Source organism: Mesorhizobium sp. M0923 (assembly GCF_040319365.1).
GTDB lineage: Bacteria > Pseudomonadota > Alphaproteobacteria > Rhizobiales > Rhizobiaceae > Mesorhizobium.
In genome coordinates, this window is the sequence record NZ_JAMYNW010000030.1 from 67,097 (window position 1) to 82,465 (window position 15,369).

A 15,369-nucleotide genomic window follows, 5' to 3' on the forward strand; every position below is an offset into this window, starting at 1 on the left:
CCTCGATGCAGGTCATCATGACCGCACCGACCGAATGCTATCGGCTGTCCATGGCGACGTCTTCGAGGTGCTGGTGCCACCCGTGCATGTCCTCGATGGGTTCGGCCATGATTTCTTCCAACTGGTCAATCTCCTTCCTGATCTGGTCAAACATCTCCAGTGCGGTCAGGGCCGTCCGTTTGGCGCCAATCGAGTTGGCTCGTTTTCTCCAGCTCTCGAACGGCAACTGCGGGTATCTGGGCTTCCAGCTAGGCAGCAGGCGCGCATTGAGATCGACTAACACTTTCGTCCCTCGCGCCATTCCGAGCGCGTCCACATCGAGTGGCTTGGGCGGGAGGCCCTTCGCCTTCAGCGCCTTGTCGCCATCGCGGCGAAAACGAACGATTGCGGCGATCGTGTCAGCTTCTAGCTGGATCGTCCGCAGCGTATCGACAGGGTCGTCTATTCCTGAGCGTCCCTTGGCGATTATGCCGAAAGCCGCCTCCGCCTGGTCGACGCGAAACAACAAATGCGCGCTCAACGCTCGCTCGACCGGCATTGGCGGTTGCGGACAAGCCGCGACCAGCCGATCGCGTAGTCCGGTCATATCGACCCTGGCTCTGCGGTACTTCGTCGTTACCAACTCAGGCAAAAGTCGACGTGCCGCATCGCTGACGACTTCAGGTTCCCAGCGCAGATGACGCTGCGCACTCAGGAGCGGCTCGAGCAGCCCAGCAGCCAGGCGGAAATAGAGGTGCGCAAGCTGCCCGATGATCGGATCGTCGCGGAGCCCGACATGATAGAGTTGGTTCCGGTACTCGTGCAGGATTGCCATCGCCCGGACCTGATCGGGCGGGATGTGACCGAGCTCTTTTAGAAATTGGGTCTTCCTGTCGAAGGCGCGGCCACGTGCGTCGCTGCGCTGTTCCGGCGTGAGCCTGCGGGAATTCCTGTGCCTATCCTCGAACAATAGGTCAGCGCATTTTTGATGGCACATCAGCTCAAGGCCATTGTCGACGAGGATGAGTGCGATCCGCCCATTGAGGGGGTGATCAATCGCCAGTTCAGCAAGTGCGCGGTCCAGTTGTTCTGCAATGGGAACGATTGATCGCACGGATCTTCTCCTAATGCGCGCAGCAGCCGTGACATTACAGCTCGCCGCACCTTACATTATTTGACCCACCGCATTCGGACAGCTTCCGATAGTCAAAGGAGTTCGCGTCCTGAACAACCCGCTCCCCTTTGAGCTAGTGTCCGCGGTCGACGCTCTGTGGCGCCACGAAGGTCCGGTGGCTGGCAATCTATATGCGTCCCCCGCCTTTGTGAGGCTTGGGGAAACCTGCCAGGGGCTGTATCAATCAGCGGGATCGAAGGACGCCGTGAACGTCGCCCTCAGCCAAGCCCTCTACGGTCTCGGATTTCGCTGGAGCGACGACGAACCCGCCCGCTTTGCTGTCTCCCCGGCTACCGCAGCGGCCCGCCTTGACCAAGCCTTCAGGCAGACGGAAGCGCATCTGGTACATCTCTGTCCGCTTGATCTCGGCGACGATGTCCCCGAACTGCGTTTTGGACCCAATGCCATTCGAAACTTCACAGCAGAGGAGCTGGACGATCTCCTCGACCCCGATGGGTTGTCGCAAAAACGGCCCGGCTGGCGTTTCGACAGCCAGCGCTTCAGCCGGTTTGCCTGGCTCGTCGTCGAAGAAACCGTGGTCCTCCCCGGAAAATCTGGCGGCCGCGTTCTCCCCGGACTGTTCGCCGATCTGCGACAGGATTTCGGGCGGATCGAACCGCACAAAAGGCACTTCCCCGCTCCGGTCGAAGCTGCGCTCTTCGCGCTACTGACCGCCCCCTGGGAGGAGGTCACCAGCTATTCCGACTTGGATTGGCGCCCCTTTCGCGTGCCATGGGTCCATACGCTGTCAGACGACCTGTTTGCGCGCCGATCGACGCCGCCCGATGCCGACACATTGTCGTGGGAGCCGGACTTCTACGAAGATGAGGACGGCGCCATGGTGGAGATTGAACGGCCTACGCGGTTGCCCCTGACCGACGCTGCGATACCCCAAACAGCCTATCTGGATGATGCAGCCTGGACTGAACTCCTGGAGGCTCGACGTTCCCCGCTATTTCATCGCCCGATCGACCACTTCGCGATCCAGGCCTTCGCGAGCGATGGGATCGACGAGTTTCTTGCGCATGTCACGGTGATCGAGGCCGCATTGGGACAGCCGATCGACCATGACCCGAGGAAGCGCCCGAAAATTAACAGACAACGGCGCCAGGGCGCGACGGCCCGGGTCGCATGGCGCCTGGCGGCGCTCCTGGACGATGCCTCTGCCGGCGAGCGATACCTCGCGCTCTTCAAGGAGAGAAGCGACTTCCTCCATGGCCAGGCGATGCAGGACATACCAAGCCAAGTGCGACTGGACGCTCGACGGCTTGCGCGTGGATGCGTGTGTGCCTTAATCGGCGCGGCAACCTCACCGTCGCCTCCAGAAAACCAGGATGCCTTTCTGCAGTGCGGTTCGTCGCAGGCTTCGGGCTAGAACGGCGCATGACGGCTTCGACACGCGCATATTCGATTGGAGGTTCGGTGTGACAGAAGATGTCGATTTGGCCAATGTTGGCGCAGCATCCGAAAGGTTCTTTCGGCTCTACCAGACGCATTGCGTCTCACCGAGCCGCGACACACTGTTTTCGCTCCTGGAGGCGGCACACAGTCTCAATGACCGACTGAAGGTTGGAGCTGCTGCCGATTTCTTCGACGTCCAGGAATTTGCGGCGCTCAAGTGCCTCCGCAACTACTTCCACCATCAACAGGAACTGCGGCACGTCGTCAGACTCATTCCGATCGGCGGCTATCCGATAACGACAGATCTGATGACGTTGTGCCTCGTCCCACGCGACAACGTCGTCGCGGCGATAGAGACGACAAAGCGGTATCAGGAGGAGACTCGGCAGGCCTGCCAACAGATGTTCCATTGGTATGGTCCGGTCGTGAACATCAACCCCGCTCTGTTCAACTTTGTCGTCGCTGCCTATGAGCGCCTGAGGGATCGAGGCGTGCCCCCTGGCGGGGGAAGCCGTTGAGGATTTCGAGGCCAGCTATGACTATGAAGAAGAGAACAACCTTCCACATTTTGTCGATGGAAGGCTAGCTACATCGGCCGGCAGCATCGACGCGCTCCTGACGGACATTATGAAATCCACGCCGAGCAGCGGCGCTGCTGGAAATCTTTGAGCTATGCGCTCCAGGCGCGCACTGCGGTGCAGCGCTGAACGATGTCCTCGACTGCAGGCGCCAGCAGCTTGCTGTCGGCCTCGGTCCCTTTCACTTCCGCGAGCAACTTCTCGGCTGCCGGGATCAGGCGCTCGGCCATATCGAGCAATTGCCGAAGTACGTAGCGGGGGCGGAAGTCGGTATCCTTGGCGAAGGCTTCCCAGTTTTCCGGCGTCAGCGTGAGCGGATCACGATTGCCACCGACGAACATCGCCAGCCGCGGACGCTGCTCCTTGTAGAAGGACCGGAAAGCAGCGGCGTTGTTGACATCATAGAGCTGACTGAGCTCGATGCGATCGAGCCGATAGACCAGTGAGTAGTTCTTGGCGTGGGCGTCCGGGTTGCCAACCAGGAACTGGAAGATCGCGCGATCAAGAAGTTGCGTGCGAGCCGTGACGACGTCGCTGACCTTCTTCATCAGCTCGAAGCATTCCTGCCAGCCCGGCCCGCCATCCTTTTCGTACTTCTGCCGCGGAAAGCGCCCGAGCGCCTGGCAGAAATCCTCCTGATGCAAACGGCGGAAAACCTCTTGCCCGTTCACGCCGACACGGTCGTATCGCCGGATGACCATGTAGGGCGTGTCCTTGACCACGCGGATGGTCGAGAACGGCACCGGAATGCCGACGGCCGCAGCCAGGCGCAGGCAGAAATGCTCGACGCGGATCGAGTCCGGCAGACCGTCGATGTCGACCTTTAGAATGTGAGTGCTAGGGGTGTGCCCTCTCGGCAGCGCGATCCTGCGATCGACGACGCCGACCCCAGCCTTGTGATGGACCCCGGCAAGTGACAGCCGCAGCTCTCCGTCGGCATCGATGAACAGCGGCCGCCGCGGCAAGGCCTCGATGTATTCGGCAAGCCGATCATCGTCCAGCACGTCCCACTTCGTCTCGACATTCTCGTCGGCGATCACCTCATCCTCAAGCGGCATAACGGTGACCGCGCCCGGGCAATCACGGCCGAGCTGGTAGAGCAGCGCGTAATCATCGGTGGCATCGACCTGCAGATAGCGCGCCAGAGCCTCGCGCGTCTGTTGGGAATCCGGCAGCAGCCCATCGAAGAACGGGCCGGCGTGGTCATGGTCGTAGGGATCTGGCGAGAGAGGGAGCGCTAAAGAAAGCGGATGATGCGGCAATTGCGTGCGCTCGAGCCAGCCCTGCTCGTAGCGAAAGGACAAGGCGCCATCCCTGGCAACATCGAGGACACCAACAGGAAGACCGTAGAGTCGGATGGATGCGGGCATCAGAATTCGGATCCTGCGTCTGACGGGTCGCTGGCCGAGATTGTCGCCGGCGAGAACGCGATCGTCACGCCCAGCAACACCAGCACCTTGAGTACGATCGACATTGGCGGATCGACGCGGCCACGCTCGAAATCACTGATCCATTTTTGCGAGGTCGCCGTAAGATCCGCGAGCTGGCTTTGGGTAAGCCCACGCCGCTTGCGCTCCTCCCGCAGAAAGTGACGAACGTCGTCGACACCCCGAATGTGCATGTTTGACATCCTATGACCGTTCAGTGATAAGACGGTTCGTAGGGGAAAAATATCACCGACTGGTGAAGTTTCAAGGCAAGGCACAGAAAAATAACCGTTCGGTAATAAACGTCGGGCGTTGCGAGAACATGGGCGGCATCGTGCGGACGGTTGGCGACATTGCTGTCGAGGGCAACGAGACGCTCTGGAACTACTTTCGTTTCGAGCGCTTCCTTTCAACGCTCGCGGAGAGCCGGCTCTATTTCGCATCGGCAAACCAGTTCATCGATCCGTTCGAAGGCGCCGTCGCCGTCCAGTTGAACGTGCCGCCGCCTGATCCGCGCTACGCCGAAATGGAGAGTGTGGAGCGCGCCTTCTTCCAACTCAAACGGTTGACCAAGATAAGCTGCCTGGCACCGTGCCGCCTATGAGAGCGATGCGATGTGGAAGCTCTACGCCGGAGAGCACAAGGGCATCGCCATCTGCACGACGCCCGATCGCATGAGCGCCGCCTTCAAACCCTTTCGGCTCAAACCTGAATATGGCGTCGAGGATCTGTGGGGTGGTCCGGTTCAATATGTCGACCTGACCCAGGTTCGGATGCGCGGCGTCGCCATGCTCGACCGGTTCTTCTTCAAGCACAGGGCCTTTGAATGGGAGCGGGAATATCGGCTTGCAATCTCCGTTAGGATGGCCGAGGAATTTGGCGTCCGGGTTCCCGAACACGGCATCCTCGTCGACGTCGATCTTCCCACTCTGATCGAACGCATCGTGCTCGGCTCAACCACAACCGAAGCCGAGCGCGCCACCGTCGCTCAACATGTGGCAGCCGCCGGGCTAAGCGATCGCCTTGAGCTTTCCACCCTTCTCGGCCAACCCCGCTATATCTGAGACCCAGCAAGCAGGCACCAGAGCAAGGCGAGGCCCACCAGAATGATATCGTACTCGGACACCGCACTCACGATCTCGGAACCGTTGCAGACCAACGCGATCGTCTGGATCCACTCGCTACCGGAACGTGAGATGGGTCCCACCCGGCGCATCCTCGAAGATCTTGAGGGCCTCGCCTCCGCCGGCGGTTTCCCCGTCTTCGCGTATGCTGTTCGAGATCGCGCCGAACTGAGCGATCTCTTCAGGCAGTTGATGACGGAGGCCGAGCAGGGATTGAGGCCGGTGCTCCATGCCGATGCTCACGGAACAGTCGCCGAGGGGCTCCTGCTTGCGCCCAGCGGAGAACGCGTCGGCTGGGGCGAGATTATTGAAGATCTCCGGACCCTCAATGTTGCGACGGCCAACAATCTCACCTGCATCTTTGCTCTGTGCTTCGGCCTGCATCTCTACAAGCAGGTGAGCCTGAGGCAGCCCGTGCCGTCCTATCTTTTCTGCGCGCCGCCCGCGGAAATCAGCGTCGGCTTCCTCGAGGCACAAACACTGGCTTTCTATCGGGAGATGAACCGCACCTCGAACGTCACGGCCGCATTTGAGGCAACGCTGGGCGGGGTCATGGAGTCGTTTCACTGCCAGGGTTTGTTCCTGCAATCGCTGTTGCGGTACATCCGAACCTACTGCATTGGGGGCATGCGACAGGATCGCCTGGAGCGCATGGTCACGGCCGTCCTGCAACGCGACGGCATCGTAAACCCGTCCAGCGCGCAACTGAAACAGGTCCGGCGCAGGATACGCGAATCCGTGCAACCAGGTCAGAAGCTGATCGATGTGTTCGCGCCGTCGTTCCTGATCGGCCGCGCCCCGGCCTTCAGCTACGCCGACCTCGACCGGATTCTCAAGCGCTCTGTCGCCACCGGGCGATCTCAACGGCGCTCGGCGTCGAGCTGAACGCTGAGCGATCTCAGGCTGGGATCGCGATGGACAACGCGAAACCAGCCGGACGATGGTTCGCCAAAGCGCTCGACCATCACTTGGCCCATCCCACGCCTCATCTGCCGATCGACATAGAGTTCGACCCGCAACATTCCCTTGTCGGCAGCGACTTGGGCAAGCAGATCGACCTGCCTGGTTCGTGCCGTCAGGCCTTCACCCGCCTCGTCGATCTCTTCAATCGCCACCACGCAGTGATCGAGGGGACCGAAGACGACGAGGTGGGTCCCCGCGGGCATGCCCGATCGCGGCGGGGGCGCGTGCCCCATCTTTCCCAGTTCGGTATGCGCCTCGACGCTCCGCAGGTCCTCGTCCTGCTGCAGAATCTCGCGTGCGAAGTCGAACGCGTCGGTATCGGCATAAAGGTAGCCGGCGCTTTGCGAGACCTGGAGACCATTGAGGTAGCGTACCATGTCGCCATCGATGGCGATCGCCTCACCGGACCGCAGACCATCCCGATAGCGGATCATTCTTGCCTTGCGTTCAGGCTCAAGATCCGCGCTCGCCGCCAGTTCGTAACGCTGGGCAATCGTCGCGCAATGCAACGCAAGCGTCAGGCCAGGTGAAACCGGCAGCATCACCATGACACCCGGCGAAGTGAGCCCGACATCTCCGTAGGGGAAGGCGTTGATGCGGCTGACCGGATGGTCCGAGATGATGAAGCGATGCTCGCCGTCGCTCCCATAGAGGGCGGGATGAAGACGAAGCAGCGCGACGGTGTGACCTTCCCGTTCAAGGAACGCCTTGACGGCACCAAGCCTCACTGCCGTGTCAGAGGGCATGGCCATGTGCGGATCGGCATCCGGGTCATAGCCGACCTGGCGCGTCATCTCCCGCAATTGGCCCGCCAGATGCTTTGGTCCCGTTCGGCTTAAATGAGTCCGTAGCATCTGGGTCGCGAAGAAATCGGCCAGTGCAATACGATCGTCCGCCGTCATCCACGCCAGCGAGCGTCGCGAGAGGATTTCGGCGACGAGGCGGGCGGAGCGGGCATCGACCTCCTGAAAGAGGTCCTCGAAGTTCCATCTCGTGTCCCCCAGGATCACCGTATTGAAGTCGTTCTCGGAGCCAGCGTTGGCAATCGACGTCAGAAAGGACCGGTCGGACCGCTTGGCGAAAACGTAGATGGAGCGCCGTTCTGGATCGGCGGCAAAGTGCCGAAGTTGGGCCTGAGGAACGAAGTGATGCTTTTTCGATGGTCGACTCATCGTTTCCTGCCGTGATGCGGCCCCTCAGCACAGTTGATGGTGCGGAAGCAGTCCGAAGCGCATCATAGCAGCAAACTTCGTTTGCATCCGATGACCGGCAATGGCTCACCGCGTCGCGATTGACGGGCAGCCGCATTCCCATCGAGTAGAACAAATAAGGAACATATCAGCCCGAAATCCATTGGGAAGACTGTTTGAGAGTGATTTATCCATGGGTCAGCCGGCCGCCAGCCCTGCCATCGCTGCGCTTCGCGAGCGAATCGCACGCCTCGAAGGCGGGCCGGCGCGCCATCGCGCGGTGCTTCCGTTCGGCGTTCCCGGTATCGACTTGCCGGTCCCCGGCATCGGCCGTGCTCGCTGGCAGCTCGAACTCATCCGGGTGAGAGCGGGAGAAAGCGCCGATTTTGAAGTGGAACCAAGAGGTCCAATTCGCCTTGCTTGCGTTCGGCTACTACAGCGGCGAGATAGACGGCGAAATGAATCCCGACCTGAGGGCCGGACTGCAGAATATGCAGGCGGACTACTCTCTGAAGGTAACCGGGACGATTACGCCCGAGACGCTAACTGCGCTCAGGATCGAGCACGCTAGTTGCAGATCTCGACCATGGCGCTCGCCACATCCGATACGCTAAACGAATCCAAAGTCCGACTGACAATCAGCCTTGCTTGTTCGGGCTTTGCCAGGTTCTCGGCATGCACCGTGCATTCGACAATGCCGCGGGCTTCTCCTGTCTTTGTGAACAACACCTCAAATTCGAAAACCTGTTCGCTAGCCTGGTGACGCCAAAGGTCGCACGTCAAGGCACCCTTCTTCACGATGCCGGTCGTCGGCCAGTCCTCATAGTAGAAGGATTCCGGGTCATGCGGATCTGGAATGTAGGTTCGTAAGGGCCGATACGAAACTGTCTCGGGTGATGCCTGACCGAAAAACGCGTCGGGACTGAAGGTGCGAAACACATCATGCTGCAGCAGACGGGCTGCTGCACTCACCGCGGAAGTATCCAAGCGCCCAAGCATTTTGGACATCTCTGCGATGTGTCGGGGGTTGTCGCCTAGTGCTCCAGAAGCCATCAGTTTCGAGATGTCGAGTCCCTGCGTCACCTTCGGTTTCGGTTCGGCAGATGGCGATATACGCGTAACCTGCTTTTGAAATGACGGAGGTTTGGGTGGTAGCGGAAACTGTGTGGTGGGGGGTGTCGGCGGCAATCGCAAAGGCGCACCAGTCGCGGAATCCTCGTCGTCGTCTGTCCGGATACGCCGGAGTGCCAGCGAACCTTTCGCCTCGAACTCGAGGCGAACCTGCGATGCAGGGCGGGTGCCGTTGTTCGATATCGGCCAGCGCACCATAACGGGCGGCTCGATCTCGTCGCGGCCGTGATGGAGCTGCGACAGGATCGCGTGGCACCGTTCAATCCATTGCGGGTAAAGCACGTCGCGATAATGCTAATATCGTCTTCGGCAGGGGAAGAGTACTCGATCTTCGTCACCTCGCCCGAAGCATCGGTCGTGCTCGACGGAGAGGGCGGCGTGAAGTCTGTTACGAGCGCATGCTTAAGTTTGAGTGCCGCGAGAAATCCCCCAATTTCCATTTGCGTGAGCGGGGTCGCGACCTTTCTAGTCGCGGCTATCGTGTTCGAACCGTCCGCGCTTTCGCAGGTGCCGATCGAAATCCTCGGCTCCTGCGCCCGATAGGCTTCTATTTCCCTTTTGAGCTCTTTGATCCTTTTGGCATCGTCCGTTGCCAGCGGAGGGCGTCGCCAGCTTTCGTCGATCATAAGGTACGGGATAGCTAGGCCATCAGCGGTCATGGCTGGTCCGGCATCTTCGGTGAACAATATTACGCGGTGTTCTGGGGACCGCGCGTTCAGCGTGGACACGATGCCGATGAGTCTCTCGTCGGTTTTCGTGTAATCGAGATGTTCCTCCAGCGCGGGATCCGGTTTCACGCTGGGCATGCGGCGCAACACGACCTTTGGCGAGGATGTCCGGATTTCGGATTCCAGTACCGAAAACTTCAGCATTTGGCGGACGCGCCGAAATATTTCGAGCGCGCGATCGCGCGTGCGGCTATTGGCATTCTTGTGCTTGTCGATCTCATCCAGGACGGGCTTCGCCAAGAGGATGACAATCGGATCGTAGCCGAGCTCTTGCCACGGCAGCTGGTCGAGTGGCTTGCACTCGAAGAAAAGGTTGGTGTCCGCAACCAGATGGATTTCCATTCCCGCCCCCTCGTCTGCCGGCTCGGATATTTGCTCTCCTTCAGGCAAATTCAAGCACTTTTGCCAATGGCCAACCAAAGCTTGGTATGTTGCCGTACGAAGAGCGGACGCGTCCTTCGCTTCCGTCACTCACGCCTGGCGCATGGGTTGCGTGTCAATTTGAAAGTTTGACCGGCTGCTATCCTCCCCGTTCCAGCCAATCATGACGCCGAAACCACATAAGCCGCCACTGGATGTTCGCTTTTTGTGCCTCAAAAGTCGCATAAGAGTGCAGTGTGGAACTCAACGGCGGCTCATTGGTTTTGCGGGTTCAGCTCGTGGAAAAGGTCCGTCGGCCTTCCATGAATGCGGGTTTCCGCATCGCCTACCTCGATTTGGTCGATGAACGCCGGACAGGCGAGGCGGAACCGTATCTCGCCCGAGAGCACATTCGCGCGCATGATTTCGACGAACGCGGCTATCTTTTCATCCGCAGTGAGAAACCTGCGTTTGACGGATGCAGTGGTGCTACGCTTGTGGAGCCCCGGGGCGTCTCTATGCGGCAATCCCTCATCGTGAGCCGATGCTATTGTGCAAGTTTCGCAGCACTGCGGGTGGCGATATCGCCCAAGACAGCATGAAGAAGCGTTCCAACTTCCTGTTCGGCGACCCCGGGTGCAATTCCTGATTCGGACAGTTGAACGAGAATTGCCTTGGCGGTGTTGCGCCAGAAGGCGTTCGCGTCTTCCCCGTTCTTGGATTCCAGGACCCGGGCGATCCCTTCGACCAACTTCCGCCGCCGATGCAGCGGAAACGCGCTTATCTTTGAATCACACATCGATCACCTCACCCCTTCAGTCGCGCGAATAAGCATTGGCGGGTGAGAAAATTTGGTTAACAGCGCTTTTGGACAATGGTCAGCAATGGAATAAAGCGTCTACCCAACAAGCCAAGAGGTGTACCGCGTGTTGATGATCGGCGCGTGCTGAACGGCATCTTCTGGGTGCTGCGCTCCGGTGCTCCATGGCGCGACCTGCCTCAGCGCTATGGCCCGCGCACCACCTGTTGCAACCGCTTCGTCCGATGGGGAAAAGCAGGTGTGTGGCTGCGCAGTAACGAGTCTACGGCCTAAGGTTTGCGGAGCCTCACGCCGGCGCGGCTGCCGTTCTCCGGGATGAACTCGACGCCGGCGGCCTAGAGGGCGACGCGCAAGGCAGCAACGGTTCGCTCTTGTGTGGGGCCCTGTCGGGCCGCGACATCTACTTAATGTCTACTCTAGACAGTAGCCGCGACCATAACTTTTGATAACAGGTCAGGGTCGCGGGATGCCGAGCCGCTTGAAATACCGAGTTACGTCCGGGTGCTCGCGATCGTCCTGCCTCAACCGTGCAAGCGCGTCATCATCGCCGGCGAGCGCCATAGCCAAACCGGGAGCGCTTATTCTCCACGGAGCACCGGGCATTGTCTGGTTGTGAAGACGGTGCTTGATCACCAGCCGCCTGAGTGTGTCTTCGCTTACGTTGTAGTCGTGCCTGAACAGATCAATGGCCTCTGGACCGTGATCGCCTCTGCCCGTGGGATGTAGAGCGGCCGAAGCCGTTCGCCTGTTTCTGGCGCTGTTTTGACAGGGAGCGCATTGGTCATTCGGCTCATCGCGCTTTTCTGCGGCCCGCCGTTTCGCCCGACATCAGGGAACGATATCTCCCCCCATGTATTAGAAACCCATGGACACTATGGAACCCCACGGCCACGGGATGGCGGCCGATCTTTTGACATCGGAAGTTGCCAATGCCAGGCAGCGCATCCACCGGACCGAGCTCGCGCTTCAACGCACTGAAGAAATGCTGGCCGAAAATCTCGCGCTGTGCAGCAGGATACGAACTGCGGTCGAGTCCGCAGACCGCTTGGTGAAGATCGATCCCCCCAGCTTTGAAGGACGTCGCGCGGTTGAACTGGGCCGGCGTTTCATTCGCCTTGCGGCACCCTGCCGCAAGAGCCTGCCCGTTGGCATCACAGCGTGAGCAAACATTGGACAGAAGCATTTCAACGTTCACGATGTGCAACGCCGACGCTAGATAGACACGAATTTCAGTTCAAAGAGCGAGGTTAATGCTGCGGCAAACGAAGGGGGCACGGGGGGGTCTTCGCGCGAGCCAGTTATCCGATCTCCCGCTCAGAAATTTCTACCAAATATTCCGACCTCCTGATGGAACCCATTCGTTGCGGGCGAGTTGCGGCTGATTGGGACGGACTTCCCGAACATGACAACCAGCAACAAAGCAGACCATCAGTCTGTCTCCGAAGCGTTTCGGAAACTGATCCGTTCCGAAGGCTATCGTCATCACGTACAAACGTTCTTAAATCTGGGGGTCGAACCAGAACTGCCGCCAACCCTTCAGTCATTACTTGCGGCTATTGATCGGGCCAAACAGGGGCCGACGGAAGAAGGTCCCTAGCCGGCTGGCTGAGCGTCAGGCTCGCTTCGTGGCTTGTTCCCCTGATTCCCACTCAGAAGCTATCAAACATTCTTCTTGATTTTTCCCGACAGAGGATCATGAATGTTCCCTTGGCTTCTCGCTGAGGTGGGAGGCCTTGTATGAACGTTTGGACGAACTGCCGACCCGACAAGGTGACTGCCAAACACCTTGTTCACGAGCTGATCCTACAAGCCCGTCGCGGCCAAATCATCTCCGTCAAAGAGACTATCGCAGCGGTGCGCCGAGACGGGCCACATCTGGCGGAAACTGACTGCGAGCTGGTGGAGTTTATTGTCAATGTTGCCCCAGCCTTTGGCCTGTTCGTCGGGTTCGATCTTCGCGAATAGCCTCATGGCAACCCGTTGGTTCTCGCCTGCGGTGTACGTCAGGACAGACCGACCTAGGATTGTGGGAGAAAGGCGGCTCGAGGCGCGTCAATAGGATCGAGGAGGAGCATGAGGGTCTTCGCGAGCCGGTGTCCGATCCCCACCACAGAAATTCTACAAACATTCCTGACTGTCGCGGCCCAGCGCCGTACCAATTTGTACAATTCGTACATGGCCTTGATGCCGCTCAGGTAGGGAGTAGAGTACCCTTCGGCGTGTTCCTGGGGAGGGCTGGATGAGCGTCGCGCGAAGGGTCGGTCCGTTTCTAGAACAAGCAATTACTGTACTCCTCAACAGGGCGGACCGTCGCGATACGGTCTCGATCAAAGCGGCACTACGCGAAGCTCGCGAGACTGCGCCTAATTTGGTGGCCTCCGACGAAGAACTAACCGAGGCAATCGTCGAGGCAGCAACTGCCATGGGCCTCTGCGTGGCTTTCGACGCCCGGGAGTAGCTGTCAGCCAACTTCAGTCACTGTGGCATCGCAACGGAAGCGCGCAGTCCTGCGTCATTTTCAATAGTCAGAGGTAATCCGCAATTACCGTCGCAAGCTGCTAAATCTGCCTGTAGAACGGAAGCTCCCGGCTGAGCAAAGGTATTTGCTGGAGAAACTTGATCGGGCCGACAAAGAGTGACGTATGGCTCTCCACTGGTTCAACCCTCCGGTCCCGGTCAAGACCGAGCGTCCCGGGATCATCCACAATGTCAACAACGCCGAGACAGCCGGCGAGGAGCTGATGAAGTGGACCAAGCGTGGCCCTTGGTGGGACCTCGCGGTGCGTGTTTGCATGGCCGTGATTTTCGACGAGATGGAACCTGAGGAGGCTCGCAAGGCGTTCCTGGCTGCTGCAAAAGAGGAGGGGACATTACTCCCCCAATGAGAACTAGCTAAATTGGATGCGGTATAAGGTTCTAGGTGTCTATTACCAACACCGCCTTCGCGAAAGGAGCCCGCCGCCGGTGAGGGAGAGGCGACGGACCCCCCTACACGGCTGCAGATCACGAAGAATCCCGCTGCCACCTCTAAACCCGCGAGGGCCTACATCGTTCCGTTAGCTGCGGCTAAAGCGGGGTTGGTCGGCGGGCTCTTGCCGCTCTAAGTTCCCCCTTATGGGTCCTCTCTGGTTCTCTCCCCCGGTCTACGTGAAGACGAAACGTCCGGGCATTCGCAATGGGGTCAGCCACCTCGAGGGAGCCGCCGAGGAACTCATGGCGTGGGACACAAAGGGCCCCGAGGTGGACCAAGGCGGTCCAATCCTGCGTCGACGCGTTCGAGGGCAGGATGTCCCCCATGAGGTCCGTGAAGCCTTTGAGGCGGCTGCCAGGGAGGCCAACGTGTATCTCTCCCCTGAGTAGGAGGTATCATGGCGCCCATCTGGTTCGTCCCTCCGGTGTTCGTGAAGACTGAAACCGGTGTCAGGCATGGCTGCAACAATGCGAAGGAAGCCCTTGAGCAGCTCAACATGTGGACCCGGCGAGGGCCTCTCTGGCACAAGGCGGTGATCCTCTGCATGTCAGCCTTGGAGGGCGATTCGATTGACCCGCACATAATACGAAAGGCCTTTGAGGCTGCCGCTAAGGAGGCCAACGTGTATCTCTCCCCTGAGTAGGAGGTGTCGTGGTAACCCATTGGTTCTCCCCTCCGGTGTACGTCAAGACCGACCGACCTGGGGTCACCTACGAGTGCAACAACGTCGAGGGTGCCGCCGAGGAACTCATGAAGTGGACCAAGATGGGACCTAAGTGGAGGAAGGCTGTGCAACTGTGCGCCGACAGGAGGTCCGTCAGGCTTTCGAGGCTGCTGCCAAGGAGGAAGGGGTGCTCCGTGAGTAGCAGGCCGGTGCCCATGGCTATGTTGGGACGGACCCGCTAGGCTGTCCGAATGCTGACCAAGTCCGCGCTGCTCGAATAGACCCGGATACGAGAGCATTCACTCTGGCCGGCGCATTTATGGGCCATTTTGCACTTCTTGAAACTGGCATCGGAGCTTGCTCTGGGCGAGGTACTTGGCGTCTATGGGGCACGTCGAGGTAAGGGGACCGGAACCGGAATGTCAGGCATCTAAAGCCGATGGCAGAAACCGGATACGGATGTCGAAAAGGCCGACCGCCTCGTGTTCGACCTCGACCCGGTGAAGGCCTCGATTTTGAGGCCGTCCGCGCCGCTGCCTTTCAGTTCCGCGCTATCCTTGAATCGCTGGGGCGGGGTCGCGCTGACCAATCCTTGCCCGATCTGTAGCGGCCGACGCGGGAAGAAGGCAGTAAAGCCGGGATTTAAAGGGCAACGCGGCGCTCATGGCCTTGCCTGATTGGAACCTGCGGAGATCGGCCTCGTTTGGCTGAAGCAATGGCAAAAATCGATCCGAGGACCGTCGCCAGTCTTTTGAAGGAATACGCACAACGGGCGTCTATGCGCGGCGACAATCCCTATCGCATAAAGGCGTACTTGCGCGCGGCAGACAGTCTGACGGCGCTGTCGCAGCCGCTTGAT

The 15,369-nt window shown here is 59.6% G+C and carries 21 protein-coding genes and 2 pseudogenes; 16 read left to right on the plus strand and 7 right to left on the minus strand.

Annotation, left to right across the window (positions count from 1 at the left end; all coding sequences use genetic code 11):
• Positions 1-37: 37 nt before the first annotated feature.
• Complete coding sequence (locus tag NKH89_RS32230) at positions 38-1,093, minus strand: hypothetical protein (RefSeq protein WP_352911316.1); 1,056 nt, start codon at positions 1,091-1,093, stop codon at positions 38-40.
• A 265-nt stretch (positions 1,094-1,358) separates the two neighbouring features.
• Between NKH89_RS32230 and NKH89_RS32235 the strand changes: the two genes are divergently transcribed.
• Positions 1,359-2,528 carry a hypothetical protein gene (locus tag NKH89_RS32235; protein WP_352911319.1) on the plus strand — a complete coding sequence of 390 codons (1,170 nt, stop codon included), beginning with the start codon at positions 1,359-1,361 and terminating at the stop codon, positions 2,526-2,528.
• Positions 2,529-2,577: 49 nt separating this feature from the next.
• Entirely contained in the window at positions 2,578-3,072 is a 495-nt protein-coding gene (locus tag NKH89_RS32240; RefSeq protein ID WP_352911322.1) for a hypothetical protein, read from the plus strand.
• 152 nt (positions 3,073-3,224) lie between these two features.
• Here NKH89_RS32240 and NKH89_RS32245 read toward each other — a convergent pair whose 3' ends face one another.
• Positions 3,225-4,502 carry a type II toxin-antitoxin system HipA family toxin gene (locus NKH89_RS32245; RefSeq protein ID WP_352911325.1) on the minus strand — a complete coding sequence of 426 codons (1,278 nt, stop codon included), beginning with the start codon at positions 4,500-4,502 and terminating at the stop codon, positions 3,225-3,227.
• Positions 4,502-4,753, minus strand: coding sequence for a helix-turn-helix domain-containing protein (locus NKH89_RS32250; RefSeq protein WP_352911328.1), 252 nt, complete (start codon positions 4,751-4,753; stop codon positions 4,502-4,504). The genes NKH89_RS32245 and NKH89_RS32250 overlap by 1 nt, the downstream gene beginning before the upstream one ends.
• A gap of 2 nt (positions 4,754-4,755) precedes the next feature.
• Here NKH89_RS32250 and NKH89_RS32255 point away from each other — a divergent pair, with 2 nt between their 5' ends.
• Genes NKH89_RS32255 through NKH89_RS32265 form a run of 3 tightly spaced genes read left to right on the plus strand, consistent with a single transcriptional unit; the run spans position 4,756 to position 6,568 of the window.
• Complete coding sequence (locus tag NKH89_RS32255) at positions 4,756-5,163, plus strand: hypothetical protein (RefSeq protein WP_352911330.1); 408 nt, start codon at positions 4,756-4,758, stop codon at positions 5,161-5,163.
• Positions 5,164-5,173: 10 nt separating this feature from the next.
• Entirely contained in the window at positions 5,174-5,623 is a 450-nt protein-coding gene (locus NKH89_RS32260) for a DUF2971 domain-containing protein (RefSeq protein WP_352911332.1), read from the plus strand.
• Positions 5,624-5,665: 42 nt separating this feature from the next.
• Positions 5,666-6,568, plus strand: a complete 903-nt coding sequence (locus tag NKH89_RS32265; RefSeq protein ID WP_352911335.1) for a hypothetical protein — start codon at positions 5,666-5,668, stop codon at positions 6,566-6,568.
• Here the strand turns inward: NKH89_RS32265 and NKH89_RS32270 are convergent.
• Positions 6,544-7,818 (minus strand): DUF4238 domain-containing protein, encoded by a 1,275-nt coding sequence (locus NKH89_RS32270; RefSeq protein ID WP_352911338.1) that lies wholly within the window; start codon positions 7,816-7,818, stop codon positions 6,544-6,546. The two genes, NKH89_RS32265 and NKH89_RS32270, sit on opposite strands and share 25 nt — an antisense overlap.
• A 313-nt stretch (positions 7,819-8,131) precedes the next feature.
• Between NKH89_RS32270 and NKH89_RS32275 the strand changes: the two are divergent.
• Both NKH89_RS32275 and NKH89_RS32280 read left to right on the plus strand, forming a co-directional pair.
• A pseudogene (locus tag NKH89_RS32275) lies at positions 8,132-8,233 on the plus strand (damage-inducible protein); the annotation flags it as partial.
• Positions 8,223-8,450: a peptidoglycan-binding protein gene (locus NKH89_RS32280; protein ID WP_352911341.1), complete on the plus strand. Its 228-nt coding sequence runs from the start codon at positions 8,223-8,225 to the stop codon at positions 8,448-8,450. The pseudogene NKH89_RS32275 and the gene NKH89_RS32280, both read left to right, overlap by 11 nt.
• On the opposite strand, the gene NKH89_RS32285 is transcribed toward NKH89_RS32280, so the two are convergent.
• Positions 8,404-8,919, minus strand: a complete 516-nt coding sequence (locus NKH89_RS32285; RefSeq protein WP_352911343.1) for a hypothetical protein — start codon at positions 8,917-8,919, stop codon at positions 8,404-8,406. The genes NKH89_RS32280 and NKH89_RS32285 overlap by 47 nt on opposite strands.
• Positions 8,916-10,037: a PIN domain-containing protein gene (locus NKH89_RS32290; RefSeq protein WP_352911346.1), complete on the minus strand. Its 1,122-nt coding sequence runs from the start codon at positions 10,035-10,037 to the stop codon at positions 8,916-8,918. The genes NKH89_RS32285 and NKH89_RS32290 overlap by 4 nt, the downstream gene beginning before the upstream one ends.
• A gap of 275 nt (positions 10,038-10,312) precedes the next feature.
• On the opposite strand from NKH89_RS32290, the gene NKH89_RS32295 reads away from it, so the two are divergent.
• On the plus strand, positions 10,313-10,657 hold the full coding sequence (locus NKH89_RS32295; RefSeq protein ID WP_352911371.1) for a hypothetical protein: 345 nt from the start codon (positions 10,313-10,315) through the stop codon (positions 10,655-10,657).
• On the opposite strand, the gene NKH89_RS32300 is transcribed toward NKH89_RS32295, so the two are convergent.
• Positions 10,603-10,854 (minus strand): DUF6074 family protein, encoded by a 252-nt coding sequence (locus NKH89_RS32300; protein ID WP_352911349.1) that lies wholly within the window; start codon positions 10,852-10,854, stop codon positions 10,603-10,605. The genes NKH89_RS32295 and NKH89_RS32300 overlap by 55 nt on opposite strands.
• Before the next feature lie 75 nt (positions 10,855-10,929).
• Here NKH89_RS32300 and NKH89_RS32305 point away from each other — a divergent pair.
• From NKH89_RS32305 to NKH89_RS32345, 8 genes and pseudogenes are all read left to right on the plus strand, one after another.
• Positions 10,930-11,127, plus strand: a pseudogene (locus NKH89_RS32305) (transposase); the annotation flags it as partial.
• 643 nt (positions 11,128-11,770) lie between these two features.
• A complete protein-coding gene (locus NKH89_RS32310) occupies positions 11,771-12,037 on the plus strand; it encodes a hypothetical protein (protein WP_352911352.1) in 267 nt (88 codons plus the stop codon).
• A gap of 240 nt (positions 12,038-12,277) precedes the next feature.
• Positions 12,278-12,472, plus strand: a complete 195-nt coding sequence (locus NKH89_RS32315) for a hypothetical protein (protein WP_352911355.1) — start codon at positions 12,278-12,280, stop codon at positions 12,470-12,472.
• Positions 12,473-12,612: 140 nt separating this feature from the next.
• The gene (locus tag NKH89_RS32320) at positions 12,613-12,840 is read left to right on the plus strand and encodes a hypothetical protein (RefSeq protein WP_352457911.1); all 228 of its coding nucleotides are present in this window, start codon (positions 12,613-12,615) and stop codon (positions 12,838-12,840) included.
• Between the two features lie 274 nt (positions 12,841-13,114).
• Positions 13,115-13,333 (plus strand): hypothetical protein, encoded by a 219-nt coding sequence (locus tag NKH89_RS32325; protein ID WP_352911358.1) that lies wholly within the window; start codon positions 13,115-13,117, stop codon positions 13,331-13,333.
• Positions 13,334-13,517: 184 nt separating this feature from the next.
• Positions 13,518-13,760: a DUF982 domain-containing protein gene (locus tag NKH89_RS32330; RefSeq protein ID WP_352911361.1), complete on the plus strand. Its 243-nt coding sequence runs from the start codon at positions 13,518-13,520 to the stop codon at positions 13,758-13,760.
• A 483-nt stretch (positions 13,761-14,243) separates the two neighbouring features.
• Positions 14,244-14,489, plus strand: coding sequence for a DUF982 domain-containing protein (locus NKH89_RS32340; RefSeq protein ID WP_352911367.1), 246 nt, complete (start codon positions 14,244-14,246; stop codon positions 14,487-14,489).
• A gap of 736 nt (positions 14,490-15,225) precedes the next feature.
• A partial coding sequence (locus NKH89_RS32345) for a helix-hairpin-helix domain-containing protein (protein ID WP_352911369.1) occupies positions 15,226-15,369 on the plus strand: 144 nt, incomplete at its 3' end.